Raw genomic sequence first — 16844 nt, forward strand, 5'->3', positions numbered from 1 at the left:
GGGACGGACGGGAACGTTCCGCCCGGCGTGGCTCGTCCCCCTGTTCGGAATGAACAAGACGATCAGGCGCGCTTCGGTCTTCGCGCTGCTCCTGGTGTTCGCCCTGCTCGTCAGGGCGACCTGGGTGCAGTTCTACGAGGGCCAGGCGCTGGCAGACGACAAGGACAACCGGCGGAACGCGATCGAGACGTACTCGGCGCCGCTCGGGAACATCATCGTGGGCGGCCGGTCGGTCACCGGCTCGGCGCCGACGAAGACGGGCGACCTGAAGTACAAGCGGACGTACACGGACGGTCCGCTGTACGCGGCGGTGACGGGTTACGCGTCGCAGGCGTACGCCCCGACTCAGCTGGAGGGCATCTACACCGATCTGCTCAACGGCACGGACAGCCGGCTGAAGTCCGTGATGGACACGCTCACCAACCAGCGGGCCGAGCCGGGCGACGTGGTCACGACCATCGACCCGGGCGTGCAGAAGGCGGCCTACGAGGCGCTGGGCGACAAGAAGGGGGGTGCCGTCGCGATCGACCCGAAGACCGGGAAGGTCCTCGCGGTCGTGTCGACGCCGTCGTACAACCCTTCTTCGCTGACCGACGCCAACACGGCGGGGGCGGCCTGGAAGAAGCTCACGACCGACCCGGAGAAGCCGCTGGTCAACCGTGCGCTGCGGCAGCCGCTGCCGCCCGGTTCGACGTTCAAGCTGGTCGTGGCGGCGGCCGCGCTGGAGGACGGGCTGTACTCGTCGGTGGACGAGCGGACGGACAGCCCGGACCCGTACACGCTGCCGGGCACCAGCCGGGACCTGACGAACGAGAACCCGAACGCGCCCTGCACGAACGCCACGATCCGCACGGCGCTGGAGTACTCGTGCAACAACGTCTTCGCGAAGATGGCCGTGAAGCTGGGCCAGGACAAGGTGAAGGCGATGGCCGAGAAGTTCGGCTTCAACGACGACGAGCTGGACGTGCCGGTCCGGGCCTACACGAGCGTGTACCCGTCGGACATGGACCCGTCGCAGACGGCCCTGACGGGCATCGGCCAGTTCGACGTCACCGCCACACCGCTGCAGATGGCGATGGTGTCGGCTGCGATAGCCAACGGCGGCAAGCTGGTGTCGCCGCACATGGTCTCGCAGATCACGGACAGCGGCGGTGACGTGCTGCGGGACTACGACGACGAGGCGGGCACCAAGGAGATCGTCAGCTCCTCGACCGCCGAGCAGCTGCAATCGGCGATGGAGACGGTCGTGAGCAAGGGCACGGGCACGAACGCCCAGGTGCCGGGCGCGACCGTGGGCGGCAAGACGGGCACGGCCCAGCACGGCGAGAACAACAGCCAGGTGCCGTACGCCTGGTTCACCTCGTACGGCAAGTCCGACTCGTCGGGCAAGGAGGTCGCCGTGGCGGTCATGGTCGAGCAGTCGGACGCGGCCCGCTCGGAGGTCAGCGGCAACGGCCTGGCGGCGCCGGTCGCCAAGGCGATGATGCAGGCGGCGCTCAAGGACTGAACCTCAGCCGCCGATAAGCCGTCTTCACGGACGAGACGGGCCGCCCCCTTCCCCCCGGGGGCGGCCCGTCCTCGTGTCACCGGCCGGCCGGCGTCACTTCGCTCCGAGGAGCTGCTCGATCGGGTCGATCGCGAAGTACACGAGGAACAGCGCCGAGGTTCCCCACAGCAGCCAGTGCACCTCCTTGGCCTTGCCGAGGACGGTCTTGATGACGACGTAGGCGAGGAAACCGGCGCCGATGCCGTTGGTGATGGAGTAGGTGAACGGCATCACGGCGATGGTGAGGAACGCGGGGATGGCGATGTCGTAGCGGTCCCAGTCGATGTGCTTGACCTGGGTCATCATCAGGAAGCCGACGGCGACCAGGGCGGGGGCGGCCGCCTGGAGCGGGACGATGGTGAGCAGCGGGGTCAGGAACAGCGCGAGGCCGAACAGGCCGCCGGTGACGAGGTTGGAGAAGCCGGTGCGCGAGCCCTCGCCGACACCGGCGGCGGACTCGATGTAGGAGGTCGCCGAGGAGGCGGAGGCCGCGCCGCCGGCGACCGCGGCGGCACCGTCGATGAGCAGCACCCGGCCGAGGTTCGGGACCTTGCCGTCCTCGTCGAGCAGCCCGGCCTCGGCGCTGATGCCGACGACCGTGCCCATGGTGTCGAAGAAGTCGGACAGGATCAGCGTGAAGATCAGCAGGACGACGGTGATGACGCCGACGCCGGGGGCGCTGAACGCGCCGAACAGGTCGAAGTCGCCGATGAGCCCGAAGTCGGGGGCGTCGACGAGCTTGTCCGGCCAGGAGGGTGTGGTCAGGCCCCAGGACTTGATGTCGGCGATGGAGTTGATCACGACCGCCAGCGCGGTCATGGTGACGATGCTGATCAGGATGGCGCCCTTGACCTTGCGGGCGAGCAGTCCGATCGTCAGCAGCACGCCGAGGCAGAAGACGAGCATCGGCCAGCCGGCGAGGGTGCCGGTGCCGCCCAGCTGAACGGGCACGGTGGTGTTGGCGGCGTCCGGGATACGGCTGACGAACCCGGCGTCGACGAAGCCGATGAAGGCGATGAACAGGCCGATGCCGACGCTGATCGCCTGCTTGAGCGGCTGGGGTATCGCGTGCATGACGGCCTCGCGCAGCCCGGTCACCACCAGCACGCAGATCAGCAGGCCTTCGAGGACGACCAGGCCCATCGCGTCGTCCCAGCTCATCAGCGGGGCGATCTGGAAGGCGACCACGGCGTTCAGGCCGAGTCCGGCGGCGAGCGCCAGGGGCAGGTTGCCGCCGACGCCCATGATGATCGTCATGACGGCGGCCACCAGGGCGGTGGCGGTGGTGAGTTGGACGGCGTCCAGCTGGTGCCCGAACTTGTCCTTCGCGCTGCCCAGGATGATGGGATTCAGGACAAGGATGTAGGCCATCGTGAAGAACGTGGCGAAGCCGCCGCGGATCTCACGGCCGAAGGTGGACCCCCGCTCGGAGATCTTGAAGAACCGGTCGACGCTGTTCGCCGCTGGTGGCGCGGCGTCGGACCGGTCGGCCACCTTCTGCGATTCGGACATGGCGCGTGCTCCTTGATGCCTGGGTGATCGGTGTGCGGGTGCTGGCTGGATTGTCGTCACGTTGAACCACGTTCAGGTTTTCTTCGTGTTACGAAATCGAAGTCCGGCCTGCCATACGACGTTCGAAGCTCCGTACGAACCATCCGACGATCGCTGCTACGCTTCCCGATCTCGTCCGGGCCTCCCCCGGATGATCACATGTCATCTACATGACAGCCACACAGGGCGCCCTGGCCGGGAGCGCCCGTAGCCGCTGCGAGGAGAGGTCGCCCGTGGGCACAGTCGTCGACGACGCCGCCTCCGTGGAGTTCCACGCCTTCTTCGAGCGTCACTACGCCGAACTGTCCCGCCTCGCCTACCTGCTGACGGGCGAGTCGGACACCGCCGACGACCTGGCGGCGGACGCGTTGCTGGCGCTGTGGCACCGCTGGGACCGGGTGCGCGCGGCCGACCATCCGGTCGCGTACGCGCGCGGTGTGGTCGCCAACCTGGCCCGGACCCGCATCCGCAGCGCGGTGCGCGAGCGGCGGCGCATCGCCCTGTTCTGGTCGCAGCGCGAGGAGAACACCGAGAACCCGGACATCGCGGGCGTGGTCGACGTGCAGGAGGCGTTGCGCAGGCTGCCGTTCCGCAAGCGGGCCTGTGTGGTGCTGCGGCACGCGTTCGACCTGTCGGAGAAGGACACGGCGCTCGCCCTCGGCGTCTCGGTGGGTACGGTGAAGAGCCAGACCTCGAAGGGAATGGCCGAACTCCAGCGGTTGCTGGGGACGCGGGGCGTGCCGCAGCGGATGCACGCGACGCTGGGTGCCCCGCGCTGCTCGCCCGCCGTGGAGGGCGTGCGCACCGGTGAGGGCGGAGGGAGGGGCCGATGAGCATGCGGCGGGACGTGCACGAGGAACTGCGCACCCGGCTCCACGAGGCGGCCGGGGCGCACGAGCCCGACCGGGAGCGCATGCTGGCCCGGGTCGAGCGCGGCATGGCCGGTCCGGCCGTTTCCGGCCACCGGGCGACACGTCCGCCGGTGTTCGGCTGGATGCGGGTGGCCGGTGCGACGGCCGCGGTCGCCGGCGTCCTGGCGGTGGGCGGATACGCGGTGGCCTCGGCGGTGAAGGACGAAACCGCCCCGCGGCAGCAGGAAGTGGCCACAACGGCGACGCCCACGCCGTCCCCGGAGGCGACGAGCCGCGCGCCCGCGCCTCCGCCTCCGGTGGAGCCGGCGCCGAGCCGGTCGCCCGAGCGCCGCGAGTCGAGCCCCCCGCCGTCGAACACGCCGAGCGCCCCGGCCGCCGAACGGCCGTCCGCCGCCGGCACGGAGGACGGCCCGCTGTGGTCGGACGGTTCGGTCGACCCGCACAGCAACGACTTCTGGGCGCAGAGCAACGTCACCCTCAAGACCCGCGAGCAACTGACCGCGCTGACCGTGCGGTTGAAGGTGGCCCAGACCGGCGGGGTCTCCGACGCGGGAGCCTGGCGCTCCCTGCCCGAGACCGACTTCACCCTCGCGGTGGCCGAGGAGGACGGCTTCCTCGTCTACACCTGGACCCTCAAGGAGGGCCGTACGGTCCCGGCGGGCGAGTGGGTGTTCGCGGGGCAGTTCGACCACGCCCGCGGCGGCCGCGACGCGGGCGGGGACCGCTACTCGGTGACGGCCGCCGCCGGTCCGCGGCAGCTGTCGGTGGGCGGTTCCTTCGCCGCCGTGGACGACGGCGACGGCGGCCCGTGAAAAATTCCTGAAGACGCGGCAACCCTTCCTTCACCGGTGACGACCACAAGGCGCAAGAGTCACCCATCTGAGGAATCGGTACATGACTGCACCAGCAGAACAGCGCGTCCGCCACCGCCGCAGCGTCACCAAGCGGCGGGCGGTGATCGCCGCGGTGTCCGCGTTCGGCATCACGGGAGCGGCGATCGTCACCACGTCGATGCTGTCGACGGCGGGCGCCGCGTCCTCCTGGCCCACGGACAAGGGCAAGACGCCCGTGCCGAAGACCATCGCGGTCTCCGGTGTGCGCGACGGCGGGATGAAGATGTTCTACGGCACCGGCGCGCTCGGCAACGACAACCAGGACGAGGGCCAGGACCCGATCTTCGAGCTGGCCGACGGCGCGACCCTGAAGAACGTCATCATCGGCACCCCCGCGGCGGACGGCGTGCACTGCAAGGGCACGTGCACCCTGCAGAACGTGTGGTGGCTGGACGTCGGCGAGGACGCTGCCAGCTTCAAGGGCAAGTCCTCGTCCGCGGTGTACAAGGTGATCGGCGGCGGCGCGAAGAACGCCGACGACAAGGTGCTGCAGTTCAACGGCGCGGGCACCCTGAACGTGTCGGGCTTCCAGGTCCAGAACGCCGGCAAGCTGGTCCGCTCCTGCGGCAACTGCAAGACGCAGTACAAGCGCACGATCGTGCTCAGCGACATCGACGTGACCGCTCCGATGAACTCGATCGTCGGAGTGAACGCCAACTACGGCGACACGGCGACGCTGTCGAAGATCCGTATCCACGGCGACAGCAAGAAGAAGATCAAGACGTGTGTGCGCTTCGAGGGCAACAACACGGGCAAGGAGCCCAAGGAGCTGACGCCGCCCGGCCCGGACGGCAAGAGCTGCAAGTTCAAGGCCTCCGACATCAGTTACCAGTAGGCACTGCCCCCCTGTGACTCCGGTTGGCCCTCGTCCCCCCTTGGGCCGACCGGAATGCCGGGTGTCCGGCCCCCCAGTCGGACGTCCCGGCACCTCGGCCCTCCGGAGCCCCCCTCCGGACGGCCGGACGGTACCGGTCGAGCCCCCCTCGGCCGGTCGGCAGGACGCCCCCGTCGCTTCGCACCGACGGGGGCGTCGCCATGAGCAGAACGGCTCAGTCCATCGCCGAGCCGATGGCCGTGGAGCCGGTCGTCAGGAACGTCGTCCTGGGCAGGGATCCGTCCGCCCGGCGGGCTCCGTACGCGCCGGCCGGGTCCGTCGACCGGAAGGACGGGGTGGCGGTGCCGCTGTCCCAGGTGTTGCCGGCGGAGACCGCCGAGGGGCCGAGCTTCGCCGCTCCGCCCTTGTCGCCGACGGCGAGGTTCCCGCCGAGGCGGGCCGAGCCGGTGGCGAAGGAGAAGCCGCTCCCGGCGTTGGCGTAGGCGGTGTTGCGGCGCAGGGCGACGGCGCCGGTGTTGGAGTTCTCGGTGAAGCCGTGCCGTGCGTTGTCCCAGGCGGCGTTGCCGGTGACGGCGTGGGCGACGGACGCGCCCCCGCCGCCCAGCTCGAAGCCGTTGCCCTCGCCCTCGAAGGCTGTGTCCTTCCAGCGGTTCTCGCCGTTGCCGAAGGCCCAGGAGTCCTCGATGGTCACCGGCGAGGAGAACTGCCACAGGTCGAGGCCGTCGTCGGAGTTGCCGTGGACCCGGGCTCCGGTGATCCGGTTCCCGGTCCCCGAGCCGAACTTGACCGCGATGCCGTCGGCGTTCCGGCCGTGGCCGGCCGGGTCGTAGTTGCCGTGGCTGTCCAGGTTCTGCACGAGGTTGCCGGTGGTGCCGTCACCGCGCAGGGTGAAGCCGGAGTCGCCGTTGTCCGCGGTGACCAGGTTCCTGAAGACCCCGCCGACCGAGGACGTGGCGACGAAGCCCTGGGCCGGGGAGTCGACGAACGCGAGGTCCTGGACGGTCCAGTGGTCACCGCTGATGCCGGCCAGCCAGGAGCCGGCGGGCAGCCGGGACCCGTCGATCCGCACCTTCTCCCCGCCGTAGGCCCGCAGGGTGATGGGCGCGGAAGCGGTGCCGTTCGCGCTGGACTCCAGGGTGGCGGACGGGTGGTAGGTGCCGCCGCGGACCTGGATCACGGTGCCGGCGGTGGCGTTCCGCACGGCCTCTTCGAGCTGGGCCGCGGTGGAGACGGTGACCGTCGTCGAGGCGGCCCGGGCGCCGCCGGTCGTCAGCCCGAGGCCGACGCCGCCGGCCCCCGCGGCACAGGCCACGGCCGCGGCGATGGAGAGCGTACGGGTGCTGCGATGGCGTCCGGTGCTCGGCGGCACGAGCCGTTCCTTTCCTGGGGGTCGGGGACGGAAACGGTTCGGAGGGGCCCGCTCCGGCCCGTTTCCCGTCCACCAGTCGCCGCCGCGCCGGAAGGGGTTGCCGCCGTCACGTGCACCGGAGGCGCCGCCGTTCCGAAAGTTTCGGAACCACGGGCCTCACGCCGACCCGTTGACGCCCTGCGCCCCTCCGGTGAAACTCCGAGGGCCGGTATCCAACAGAATCCCCCACACTCCGACAGGAAGTGTCATGCGCCCCCGCATCGCCCGCACGCTCCTGCTTCCCTTCCTGGCCCTGACCGGCCTCCTCATGACCCTCCTCACCGCACCGCCCAGCACCGCAGACCCCGGAGCCCCACCCGTGAAGCACAGCAAGTACGCCGGCTATCTCTTCGCCTACTTCACCGGCGAGGGCACCGCCGACGGCGAGCAGATCCGCTACGCCCTCAGCCGCGGCAACGACCCGCTGCACTGGCGTGAGCTGAACGCCGGCAAGCCGGTACTGACGTCCACGATCGGCGAGAAGGGCCTGCGCGACCCGTTCGTCATCCGCTCCCCCGAGGGCGACAAGTTCTACCTGATCGCCACCGACCTGCGGATGTACCAGAACTCCAGCGGCAGCTGGGACCAGGTCCAGCGGCACGGCAGCAAGTCGATCATGGTCTGGGAGTCCACCGACCTGGTCCACTGGTCCGACCAGCGCCTGGTGAAGGTCTCCCCCGACAGCGCGGGCAACACCTGGGCCCCGGAGGCCTACTGGGACGACGAGCTCGACGCGTACGTCGTCTTCTGGGCGTCGAAGCTGTACGCCGACGACGACCCGGACCACAAGGGCAACACGTACAACAAGATGCTGTACGCGACGACGAAGGACTTCCGCACCTTCAGCGAGCCGAAGGTCTGGAACGACCCGGGCTACTCGGTGATCGACTCCACGGTCGTGAAGTACAAGGACGAGTACTACCGCTACACCAAGGACGAGCGGGACCCCGGCTCCTCCAGCCCCTGCTCCAAGTTCATCACCGGGGAGAAGTCCACCTCCCTGACCTCGACGAAGTACGACTTCGTGGCCGACTGCATCGGCAAGGGCGCGATGGACCGCGGTGAGGGCCCGACGGTGTTCAAGTCGAACACCGAGAAGAAGTGGTACCTGTTCATCGACGAGTACGGCGGCCGCGGCTACCTCCCCTTCGAGACCACCGACCTCGCCTCCGGCAAGTGGACCCCGTCCACGGACTACCAGCTCCCGGCGAGCCCGCGGCACGGCACGGTGCTGCCGGTGACGCAGCAGGAGTACGACCGCCTGCTGGCCGCCTACCCGGCGACCCCGGCCTCGGTCGTGGACGCGACGGCGAAGCACCAGAAGGGGTACGCGATCGTCACGGACAGCGCCTCGAAGGTCGTCCTGCCGATGCGGCCCGACGCCGACCTGCGCGGCCTCGCCCCGAAGCTGTGGGCCGGCGAGGGCGCGAAGCTCAGCCCGAAGTCCGGCACCCGCCGCGACTTCCGCACGCCGCAGAAGTACACGGTCACGGCCGCCGACGGCACCAGGCGCACCTGGACGGTCGAGGCGGTCCGCACCCGCAGCCCGATCCTGCCGGGCCTCAACGCAGACCCGGACGTGCAGTACCTGAACGGCAGATACTGGATCTACCCGACGACGGACGGCTTCCCGGGCTGGAGCGGCACCAAGTTCAAGGCGTACTCGTCGAAGGACCTGGTCAACTGGAAGGACCACGGCGTCATCCTCGACCTCGGGCCGGACGTGACCTGGGCCGACAAGAACGCCTGGGCACCCGCGATCGCCGAGCGGAACGGCACGTACTACTTCTACTTCTGCGCCGAACAGCAGATCGGCGTGGCGGTGGCGGACTCCCCCGCCGGCCCCTTCAAGGACGCGCTCGGCAAGCCCCTGGTCGCCAAGGGCGGTTCGCTGAAGGGCCAGATGATCGACCCGGCCGTCTTCACGGACGACGACGGCCAGGCCTACCTGTACTGGGGCAACGGCCGCGGGTACGTCGTGCCGCTGAACGACGACATGGTGTCCTTCGACGCCGCGAAGGTGAAGGACATCACCCCGGACAACTTCCGCGAGGGCTCCTTCGTGATCAAGCGGAAGGGCACGTACTACTTCATGTGGTCGGAGGACGACACCCGCAGCGAGAACTACCACGTGGCGTACGCGACGGGACCCTCCCCGCTCGGCCCGTGGACCAAGCGCGGGACGATCCTTGAGAAGCGGCCCGAGTACGGCATCCTCGGCACCGGTCACCACTCGGTGGTGAACACCCCCGGCACCGACGACTGGTACGCCGTGTACCACCGCTTCGCCCTCAACGGGCCCGGCCGGCCGGGTGGTGACGGCATGCACCGCGAGACCACCGTCGACCGCATGGAGTTCGCGGCCGACGGCAGCATCAAGCCGGTGGTACCGACGCTGGAGGGCATCCAGCCGGTACGGCGGTGAGCCTCACAGGACGTCGTCGAGCCAGTTGACGACCTCGTCCTGCATCTGATCGGTGAAGACGTGGCCGAGTTCCGGCCACGTCTTCGTCCGTATCCGCTCCTCGGCGTGGTGCGAGCGCCAGACGGCACGCAGCTTGTCGTACGCGGCCCGCACGCCCTCGGCCGGGAACAGCGTGTCGCGCCCGCCGTCGAAGAACAGCATCGGCCTGGGGGCGGCGATGCTCGCCACGTCGGGGATGTCGAGGTGCCGGGCGAGGCCGGGGTGGAGCATGCAGTACGCCGACTGCCCGCGCAGGGTGTTGTTGCCGGGCACCATCATCTCCTTCAGACCGGTCATCCAGCAGACGCTCGCGGCGGCCGCCACGTGGTCGCTGAGGGCGGCGGTCTGCCAGGCCCGGTAGGCGCCCATGGAGAAGCCGACGGCCGCGACCCGCCGCGCGTCCACCCGGTCGAGTCCCGCCAGGAAGGCGGCGGCCCGCTGGTCCTCCCTGGCCATGAGCCCGGCGAGCGAGGAGCCGAGGTTGTAGAAGTTGGCGGCCAGCGCCTGCTGCTGCTCGTAGGCGAGGGGGCCGCGATCGCCCCATCCCAGCGCGTCCAGACAGAGCACCACATAGCCGCGGCGTGCCAGTTCGTCCCCGGCGAACCGCCCGCTGAAGTACTTGCCGGCCCAAGCCCGGGCGGAGGCCAGACGGGTGTCGTCGTACCAGGGCCGGACGAGCTTCTCCTTGCCGATGTGGAACCGGGCACCATGGTCGTGCAGGAGCAGCACCGCGGGGAAGGGCCCGCGTCCGTGCGGGGTGAGCAGGGCGCCGCGGACCCGTTCGTAGCGGGTGAGGGAGACGGTCACCAGCTCGCGAGTGAAGTCCCGCGTCCGGGAGCGGCCGGTGAACTCCGGTGCGTACGGCGTCCCGTCCTGCCGCTCGACGAGGAGGTGCTCCTCGACGGTGGCGCGGGCGGCCCGTCGCCAGGCACGGTGGTCGCGGATCGGGGACCGGCCCCAGGCCAGCGGGAAGGTCAGGGCGTCCTTCAGCGCCGGGTGGAAATCGGGCAGCGGGCCGTCCACGACCGCCGCCTCCGCCCTGCTCACCGCTCCCCCGCCGAGCAGCGCGGCGCCCGCCCCGGCCACGAACGTCCTTCGCCCCGGCGGGTCATGGACGTCCATGCGGCCTCCCGGCTCCGGCGTGCCGCAGTACGTACCGCTCGATGGCCGCCGGGGACGTCAGGGCGCGGTGGTGGTAGACGTCGGCGGGGTCCCAGCCGACGTCGCTGCCGAGTCCGAGAGCGCTCGCCACGGCGTTCAGGCGGGCCGGTCGGCCGTTGAACCAGGAGCCGGTGTCGCGGAACTCGGCGCCCCCGTAGGCCGCGACGGCGAGCGACGGCCCTCCCCCGGGGTACCGGAAGACGTTGCGCTCGGAGAAGATCGCGGACTCCACACCGACACCCAGGGCGTAGAGCGGTGCCCGTCCCCGGTGGACGTTGTTGACGACGTGCACCTGCCCGAAGCGCACCCGCGGGGCGCGCTGCACGATGTCGCTGAACAGGTTGCGGGCGAAGGTCACCTTGAGATGCCCCCGGTCGCGGTCGCCGCGTCCGTCGCCCGAGCCGATGAGGATCGCCTTGTCGTGGTCCTCGAACCGGCTGTCGGAGACGGTGACGAAGTCCGAGCCGTCCTCGATGTCCAGCAGCCCGTCGTGCCGTTGCACGCGCTCGCCGTGGAAGCCGAGGGGTGCCGCGCGGTCGGGGAAGCGGCCGTCGGTGAAGGTGCAGCGGTCGATCCAGATGTTCCTGCCGGTGATCACGGTCATGGCGTCGAAACGGGCGTTCCAGCTGCCCCGGGCGCCGTCGTCCGGGGACCAGCCGGTGAAGTGGTCGACGGGCGCTTCGAGGTGCAGGTTCCGCACGATGATGTTGCTGCCGGTGTTGACGGTCAGGAACACCCCGAGCAGCCGGGCGTCGCGGCCGGCGCCGACGAGCGTGGTGTTGCTCGGCACGGTGAGCTGGATCTGTGCCTTCTCCTTGTTCGACCCGGTCTGCCGCAGCTGCCGTTGCTGCTTGCAGTGGCCGAAGCGGGTGTCGGACCAGGAGGACCCGTCCTCGCCGAAGCAGGACATGTACCGGCCGAGGTCGTATCCGGGTGCGTAGTCCTGCTCGCCGAGCAGAGAGCCGTTCTCGCTCTCGTGGCCGTCGATGTCGCCGACGACCCGGATCAGCTTGGGCGCGGTCGGCTCACCGTCGTTGGCGAGGGCGGCCTTGAGCTCGGCGCGCGTGTCCACCGTCCACGTGCGGCCGCCCGCACCGCCGGTCGTGCCGGGGCCGGCCGAGGCCCAGCCGGTGGGGGCACGGCCGGCTGGGGCGCGGTCGGCGGCGGAGGCCGGTGCGGCCGGCCAGAGCAGGCTGAGACCGAGGAGGAGCGCGGCGGCCCTACGCATACGGCAGCCAGTCACCGAGATAGGCCTCCCTGGTATGCGCCCGGGCCTGCGCGCGGCTCAGCTGGGGCCGGTTCCCGGGGACCTGGACGACCGCGCCCGGCCCCGTGTTGCGGTACTCGGCGAAGCGCTGGTTCTGCCACGGGTGGGAGTCGGACATGTTGGCGTAGGGCGCGACCGCGTCGATGCCGGGCCCGAGCCGGGTGTCCCGCACGGTGAGCATGGGGCGGGCGGTGGTGTCGGAGCTGGGCACCCAGGGCCGGGCCAGCTTGTAGTAGCCGTCGGGGGCCTCGCTGCTGACGCGGCTGCGGGTCACCAGGTAGCCGAGCGGATTGGCGCCGGCGGTCGACGGTGCGAAGACGAAGCCGTAGGGGGCGCCGGGCAGGTCGGTCCTCGACAGGGTCCGGAAGTGGCACCGGTCGAAGACGGCGGTCGCCCGTCCGAAGACGAAGTCGACGTCGCCCTCGGCGTAGCAGTGGGTGAAGTACTGGCGGGCGAACGTGCCGAGGGCCATGGAGTCGGCGTACAGGGTGTCCTGGTGGCCGAGGAACCGGCAGTGGTGGAAGGCGGAGCGGTCGCCCTGGACCTTGAGGGCGACGGCCTGGGTGCCGGTCGTTCCGGGGTGGTCGGCGCGCAGCCAGTCGTTGGCGAAGGTGATCCAGCGGGCGGTGAAGCCGTCGGCCTGGACGGTGGTGGTGGCCGAGCCGGTGGTGCCGTGGGTGCCGCCGCCGGGCTTGGGCGTTCCGGCCGCGTTGTCGTACACGATGACGACGTCACAGGGGTCCTCGCTCGCCCCGATCCAGGTCATCCCGGTGCGGCCGGGGTCGACGGCGACGGTCTGCCGGTAGACGCCCGGCGCGATGACCAGGGTGTACCCCGTCCCGCTCGCGGCGGCCACGGCGTCCCGGACGGTGGTGAAGTCACCGGCTCCGCCCGGGTGGACGTAAAGGGTCTCGGGATCGCGGCGCGCGGCGGGCGATCCGTACCGGCCGAACGGTCGTGGCCGGGTGCCGGCCCGCGCGGGGCCGGGGGCGAGGCCGAGGAGGGTGCCCGCCGCGGCGCTCGCGGCGAGGAACCCCCGGCGGGAGAGGGCGGAATGGTCGGGCTGCGCGTGCATGCGGCCGCTCCTTCGCGGTGGGGCGGGAAGGGGCCGGGGCGGGCGAGCGCACCCCGGGGCGGGGGTGCGCCGCCGGCCGCCCCGGCCGGTTCGGGGCGGGGCGGGGCGGGTCAGCAGAGGCGGCCGGCGCCCGCCCGGGCGTCGACGATGCCCGGGACGGCCTTCGCCGGGTCGACGTCCGCGCGCAGGGCCGGCGTCCAGCCGGCGCCCGACTGGAGCGTCTCGCCGGGGATCTCCGCGTTGTGCACGGCGATCAGGTCGACCGCCTTGCCGTTGACCATGTTGGAACCCGCGGTCACGGGCGACTCGTTCCACTTCTTGAGGATCTTCGCCGGGCTGATGCCCTGGGCCAGCGTGAACGCGTTGTGCTCGGCGACGAGCCGGGACTCCTTGCCGATGCCGTAGACGTAGCCCCACTTCTGGCCCTTGGTGACCACGAAGTGGTTGTTGTACGAGTCGACCTGTCCGAACCGCACTCGGGGCGCCCGCTCGACGATGCCCTCGAAACGGTTGTGGTGCAGCGTGACCTTGAGCTTGCCCGTGTCGTCGGCGGTGGCGCTGTCGCTGTTGCCGATCAGCATGGTCTTGTCGTGGTCCTTGAAGGAGTTCCAGGACACGGTGACGTGGTTCGAGCCGCGCACGACGTCGAGCAGCCCGTCGTGCTGCTGGTAGGTCTTGCCGAAGTAGGACGGCAGCGCGCTGTCGGGGTAGCGGCCGTCGGTCAGCGTGTTGTGGTCGACCCACACGTGGGTGGAGCCGTAGACCACGATCCCGTCGTACTCGCTGTTCCAGGCGCCGGTCTTGTTGTCGTCGGTGGGGTCCCACTGCGGGAAGCAGTCGACCGGGGCCTCGAAGGCGAGGTTGCGGACGATGACGTTGTCCACGCCCTTGATCTGCAGACTGCCGCCGCGGATGCCGGAGCCCTTCCCCACGCCCACGCTGGTGGTGTCGGCGGGCACGCTCGCCTTGATGGTCTTGTCCTGCGCGGCGGCGGACGCGGCCCGCAGGTCCTCCTGCTCGCCGCTGACCGGCTTGTCGTGGCCCCAGACGGCGGGGTCGTAGGCGGCGAGGTACTTCCGGAAGTCGTACCCCTCGGCCGCGAACGCGTCGCAGCCCTGGGAGACGGCGTCGATGACGCCCTTGACCTTGATGATCCTGGGCGCGGTCCCGCCGTCCTTCAGGGCGGCCCGGAACTGATCCCAGGTGGTGACGGTGTAGACGTGCTGGGCGTCGGCCGTCGCCCCGCCGGTGGTGCCGGTGCCGTGGGAGCCCCATCCGTCGCCGGTGCCGAGGGTCTGGCGCGCGATGTCCCGGGGCTGGGCCTGGGCGCCGGTGCCGCTCAGGGACAGCACGAGCGCGGTGCAGCCGATGAGCAGGGCGGCTCTCGCAATGGCATGATCATGACACTTCCGTGCGTTCATGGTGCGGCTCTCTTCCTTCTTCGTCGGGGGGTGTTACGCGGCGGCTTCCGGCCAGGTGATCCAGGACTCCGGAATCCGCTCGTCCAGCCGGCGCACGTCCCGCGGCCCGAGCACCCGGGTGCGCAGCAGCTCCCGCGCCACGAGCCGGGCCACCTCGATGGCCCCGGGCGGGTTGAAGTGCGTGTTGTCCTGCTCGGTCGCCGTCCAGTTGAAGTACTTCTTGGTCTCCTCGACCCCGAGCCGCTGCCACAGGGCGAGCGACAGCGCCTGGATGTCGAGCAGCGCGACCCGCTCCTCGGCGGCGAGGGCACGCATCGCCGCCGGGTATTCGCCGTGCGTCGGCAGGGCCTTCCCGGCGGCGTCGAACCGCCGGCGCTCCACGGAGGTGGCGAGCACGGGCCGCGCCCCACGCGCCCGGGCGCCGCCGAGGTACATCCGCAGATACTCCTGATACGTCGACCAGGGCTCGGTGTACCGGGTGGGGTCCTCCGCCTTCTCGTCGTTGTGGGCGAACTGGACCAGGAGGAAGTCCCCGGGCCGGATGACGGACAGGATCCCCTTCAGCCGCCCCTCGTCGACGAAGCTCTTCGAACTCCGCCCGTTCACGGCGTGATTGGAGACGGCGAGCCGGGAGCCGTGCAGAAAGAACGGAACAGCCATTCCCCACCCGGTCTCTGGCGCGGCATCGGCGTACTTCTGCGCGGCGGTGGAATCACCGGCGATGTAGAGGGTGGGAGTGCGACGAACGCCGGCGTGAGCAGTGCCGGACACGGAGAACGCCAACGGCACGGCGGCCGCGGCGACAGCGACCTGTCTACGACTGATAGACACGCGGAGTCCCTTTCAAATGGGGGTGTGGGTAACTCAGCTGGGGGCGCGGGGCTGTATCGATATGCGGCTCCGCCGCGTGGGTGCGAACAACCACGGGCGGCCCGCACCCTGAAAACCACGGGCCGCCCCACGGCGATATCCAGAACTAGCCGTTCTGCTGGTTCCACTCCTCCTGAGCCGCATTCAGCTGCTCAGCCATCGTGTCCAGGAATTCCTTCGCACTCATCTTCCCGAGCAGCACCTTCTGGAAGTTCGGCTCGTTGTCCGCCTTGGAAATCGTGTTCCAGTCCGGCAGGTAGTACGGCAGCTGCACGATCGTCGTCGACCCGTCCGACAACGCGTCGGCGGCGAGCTTCGTGGGCTCGGCCTTCGAGATCCACGCGTCCTTCGCCGCGTCCGTGTTCGACGGCACCTGTCCCGCCGCCTCGTTGAACTTCGAGTTCTCCGCCCTGGACGTGGCGAACTCGATGAACTTCCAGGCGGCGTCCTTGTTCTTGCCGCTCTTGAACAGGCCCAGCCCGTCCACGGGGTTGGACACCTGCACCCGCTTGCCGCCGGCACCGATCGGCTGCGGAATGCCGCGGAACTTCTCGACGCCGAGCGCCTTCACGTGGTCCTGGTACGACCCGAGGTTGTGGTTCAGCATTCCGATCGTGCCGGAGTCCCACTGCGCGACCATCTTGGTGAAGTCGTTGTTGAGGTCGGCGGCCGGAGTGACCTTCTTGTACAGCGCCGCGTACTTCTCCAGCGCCGCCACGTTCTTGGGGTCGTTGACCGTGGTCTTGTCACCGCTGGAGTCCCAGAACGACGTGATGCCGGACTGCCCGTACATGGCGTCCAGCGCCTGGGCGATGGAACCCGCACCACCGCGAATGGTGTAGCCGAACTCGTTCTTGCCCGCGTTCGTCAGCTTCTTCGCGGCCGCGTAGAACCGGTCCCACGTCGTGGGCTCCTGGAGCCCCGCCTTCTTGAACAGGTCGGTGCGGTAGTACAGCACACCGTTGTTCGCGGAGGTCGGGATCGAGTACAGCTTGTCGTCACCGCCGCCGGCGGCCTTCAGCGACTCGACCATGTCCTTGTTGAGCTTGCCGTTCAGCGACGACTTGCCGAGCCGGTCGTCGAGCGGCTCCAGCGCGCCCTGTGCGGCGAATCCCGCGAGCATCGCCGCGCCCACGCCGCCGACGTCCGGCAGGCCGCCGCCGCGGAGGGCGGTGTCGACCTTCGACTGGTACTCGGTCGAGGCGATCCCGACGTAGTCGACCTCGATGTCGGGGTTGGCCTTCTCGAAGTCGGCGATGACCTCCTTCCAGATCTCGGTGCGGACACCGCCGTTGTTGTCCCAGAAGACGATCTTGCCCTTGCCGCTTCCGTCGGCGCCCTTGTCGCCGCCCGCTCCGCTGCCGTCGTCGCCGCAGGCGGTCGCGGTCAGCGCGAGCACGGCCCCCAGGGCGACGGCGGCCGAGGCCCGGCGCCCGCCTCTGCTGCTGGTGCGATTGCTGATCTTCATTGGTCGGCTCTCT

13 protein-coding genes are annotated in these 16844 nt (G+C 70.2%); 5 read left to right on the forward strand and 8 right to left on the reverse strand.

The window, feature by feature from the left end; all coding sequences use genetic code 11:
* Window positions 1-49 precede the first annotated feature (49 nt).
* On the forward strand, window positions 50-1507 hold the full coding sequence (locus RFN52_RS09110) for a peptidoglycan D,D-transpeptidase FtsI family protein (protein WP_184844817.1): 1458 nt from the start codon (window positions 50-52) through the stop codon (window positions 1505-1507).
* Window positions 1508-1600: 93 nt separating this feature from the next.
* Here the strand turns inward: RFN52_RS09110 and RFN52_RS09115 are convergent, their stop codons facing one another.
* The gene (locus RFN52_RS09115) at window positions 1601-3058 is read right to left on the reverse strand and encodes an NCS2 family permease (protein ID WP_184844820.1); all 1458 of its coding nucleotides are present in this window, start codon (window positions 3056-3058) and stop codon (window positions 1601-1603) included.
* Between the two features lie 272 nt (window positions 3059-3330).
* Here RFN52_RS09115 and RFN52_RS09120 point away from each other — a divergent pair, with 272 nt between their 5' ends.
* From RFN52_RS09120 to RFN52_RS09130, 3 genes are all read left to right on the forward strand, one after another.
* A complete protein-coding gene (locus RFN52_RS09120) occupies window positions 3331-3930 on the forward strand; it encodes a SigE family RNA polymerase sigma factor (protein ID WP_184844823.1) in 600 nt (199 codons plus the stop codon).
* On the forward strand, window positions 3927-4781 hold the full coding sequence (locus RFN52_RS09125) for a hypothetical protein (RefSeq protein ID WP_184844826.1): 855 nt from the start codon (window positions 3927-3929) through the stop codon (window positions 4779-4781). Before RFN52_RS09120 ends, RFN52_RS09125 begins: the two co-directional genes overlap by 4 nt.
* Window positions 4782-4863: 82 nt before the next feature.
* Window positions 4864-5697, forward strand: a complete 834-nt coding sequence (locus RFN52_RS09130; RefSeq protein ID WP_184844829.1) for a pectate lyase — start codon at window positions 4864-4866, stop codon at window positions 5695-5697.
* A 214-nt stretch (window positions 5698-5911) separates the two neighbouring features.
* Here RFN52_RS09130 and RFN52_RS09135 read toward each other — a convergent pair whose 3' ends face one another.
* Window positions 5912-7066 (reverse strand): right-handed parallel beta-helix repeat-containing protein, encoded by a 1155-nt coding sequence (locus RFN52_RS09135; RefSeq protein ID WP_184844831.1) that lies wholly within the window; start codon window positions 7064-7066, stop codon window positions 5912-5914.
* Between the two features lie 247 nt (window positions 7067-7313).
* Here RFN52_RS09135 and RFN52_RS09140 point away from each other — a divergent pair, with 247 nt between their 5' ends.
* Window positions 7314-9530, forward strand: a complete 2217-nt coding sequence (locus RFN52_RS09140; protein ID WP_184844834.1) for a glycoside hydrolase family 43 protein — start codon at window positions 7314-7316, stop codon at window positions 9528-9530.
* Window positions 9531-9533: 3 nt separating this feature from the next.
* On the opposite strand, the gene RFN52_RS09145 is transcribed toward RFN52_RS09140, so the two are convergent.
* From RFN52_RS09145 to RFN52_RS09170, 6 genes are all read right to left on the reverse strand, one after another.
* Window positions 9534-10691, reverse strand: a complete 1158-nt coding sequence (locus RFN52_RS09145; protein ID WP_184844837.1) for a dienelactone hydrolase family protein — start codon at window positions 10689-10691, stop codon at window positions 9534-9536.
* Window positions 10678-11958 carry a pectate lyase family protein gene (locus RFN52_RS09150; RefSeq protein ID WP_184844842.1) on the reverse strand — a complete coding sequence of 427 codons (1281 nt, stop codon included), beginning with the start codon at window positions 11956-11958 and terminating at the stop codon, window positions 10678-10680. Before RFN52_RS09150 ends, RFN52_RS09145 begins: the two co-directional genes overlap by 14 nt.
* Window positions 11951-13072 carry a pectinesterase family protein gene (locus RFN52_RS09155; protein WP_184844845.1) on the reverse strand — a complete coding sequence of 374 codons (1122 nt, stop codon included), beginning with the start codon at window positions 13070-13072 and terminating at the stop codon, window positions 11951-11953. The genes RFN52_RS09150 and RFN52_RS09155 overlap by 8 nt, the downstream gene beginning before the upstream one ends.
* 110 nt (window positions 13073-13182) lie before the next feature.
* Complete coding sequence (locus tag RFN52_RS09160; protein ID WP_184844848.1) at window positions 13183-14493, reverse strand: pectate lyase family protein; 1311 nt, start codon at window positions 14491-14493, stop codon at window positions 13183-13185.
* Between the two features lie 33 nt (window positions 14494-14526).
* Window positions 14527-15324, reverse strand: coding sequence for a rhamnogalacturonan acetylesterase (locus RFN52_RS09165; protein ID WP_184844851.1), 798 nt, complete (start codon window positions 15322-15324; stop codon window positions 14527-14529).
* Between the two features lie 145 nt (window positions 15325-15469).
* Entirely contained in the window at window positions 15470-16831 is a 1362-nt protein-coding gene (locus RFN52_RS09170) for an ABC transporter substrate-binding protein (RefSeq protein ID WP_184844855.1), read from the reverse strand.
* Window positions 16832-16844: the final 13 nt, after the last annotated feature.

The sequence above is a fragment of the Streptomyces collinus genome, assembly GCF_031348265.1.
Taxonomy (GTDB): domain Bacteria; phylum Actinomycetota; class Actinomycetes; order Streptomycetales; family Streptomycetaceae; genus Streptomyces; species Streptomyces collinus.

Coding starts and splice junctions, on each gene's coding strand:
- RFN52_RS09110 (WP_184844817.1), top strand. CDS start 50: ATGAACAAGACGATCAGGCGCGCTTCGGTCTTCGCGCTGCTCCTGGTG.
- RFN52_RS09115 (WP_184844820.1), bottom strand. CDS start 3,058: ATGTCCGAATCGCAGAAGGTGGCCGACCGGTCCGACGCCGCGCCACCA.
- RFN52_RS09125 (WP_184844826.1), top strand. CDS start 3,927: ATGAGCATGCGGCGGGACGTGCACGAGGAACTGCGCACCCGGCTCCAC.
- RFN52_RS09130 (WP_184844829.1), top strand. CDS start 4,864: ATGACTGCACCAGCAGAACAGCGCGTCCGCCACCGCCGCAGCGTCACC.
- RFN52_RS09140 (WP_184844834.1), top strand. CDS start 7,314: ATGCGCCCCCGCATCGCCCGCACGCTCCTGCTTCCCTTCCTGGCCCTG.
- RFN52_RS09145 (WP_184844837.1), bottom strand. CDS start 10,691: ATGGACGTCCATGACCCGCCGGGGCGAAGGACGTTCGTGGCCGGGGCG.
- RFN52_RS09150 (WP_184844842.1), bottom strand. CDS start 11,958: ATGCGTAGGGCCGCCGCGCTCCTCCTCGGTCTCAGCCTGCTCTGGCCG.
- RFN52_RS09155 (WP_184844845.1), bottom strand. CDS start 13,072: ATGCACGCGCAGCCCGACCATTCCGCCCTCTCCCGCCGGGGGTTCCTC.
- RFN52_RS09160 (WP_184844848.1), bottom strand. CDS start 14,493: ATGAACGCACGGAAGTGTCATGATCATGCCATTGCGAGAGCCGCCCTG.
- RFN52_RS09170 (WP_184844855.1), bottom strand. CDS start 16,831: ATGAAGATCAGCAATCGCACCAGCAGCAGAGGCGGGCGCCGGGCCTCG.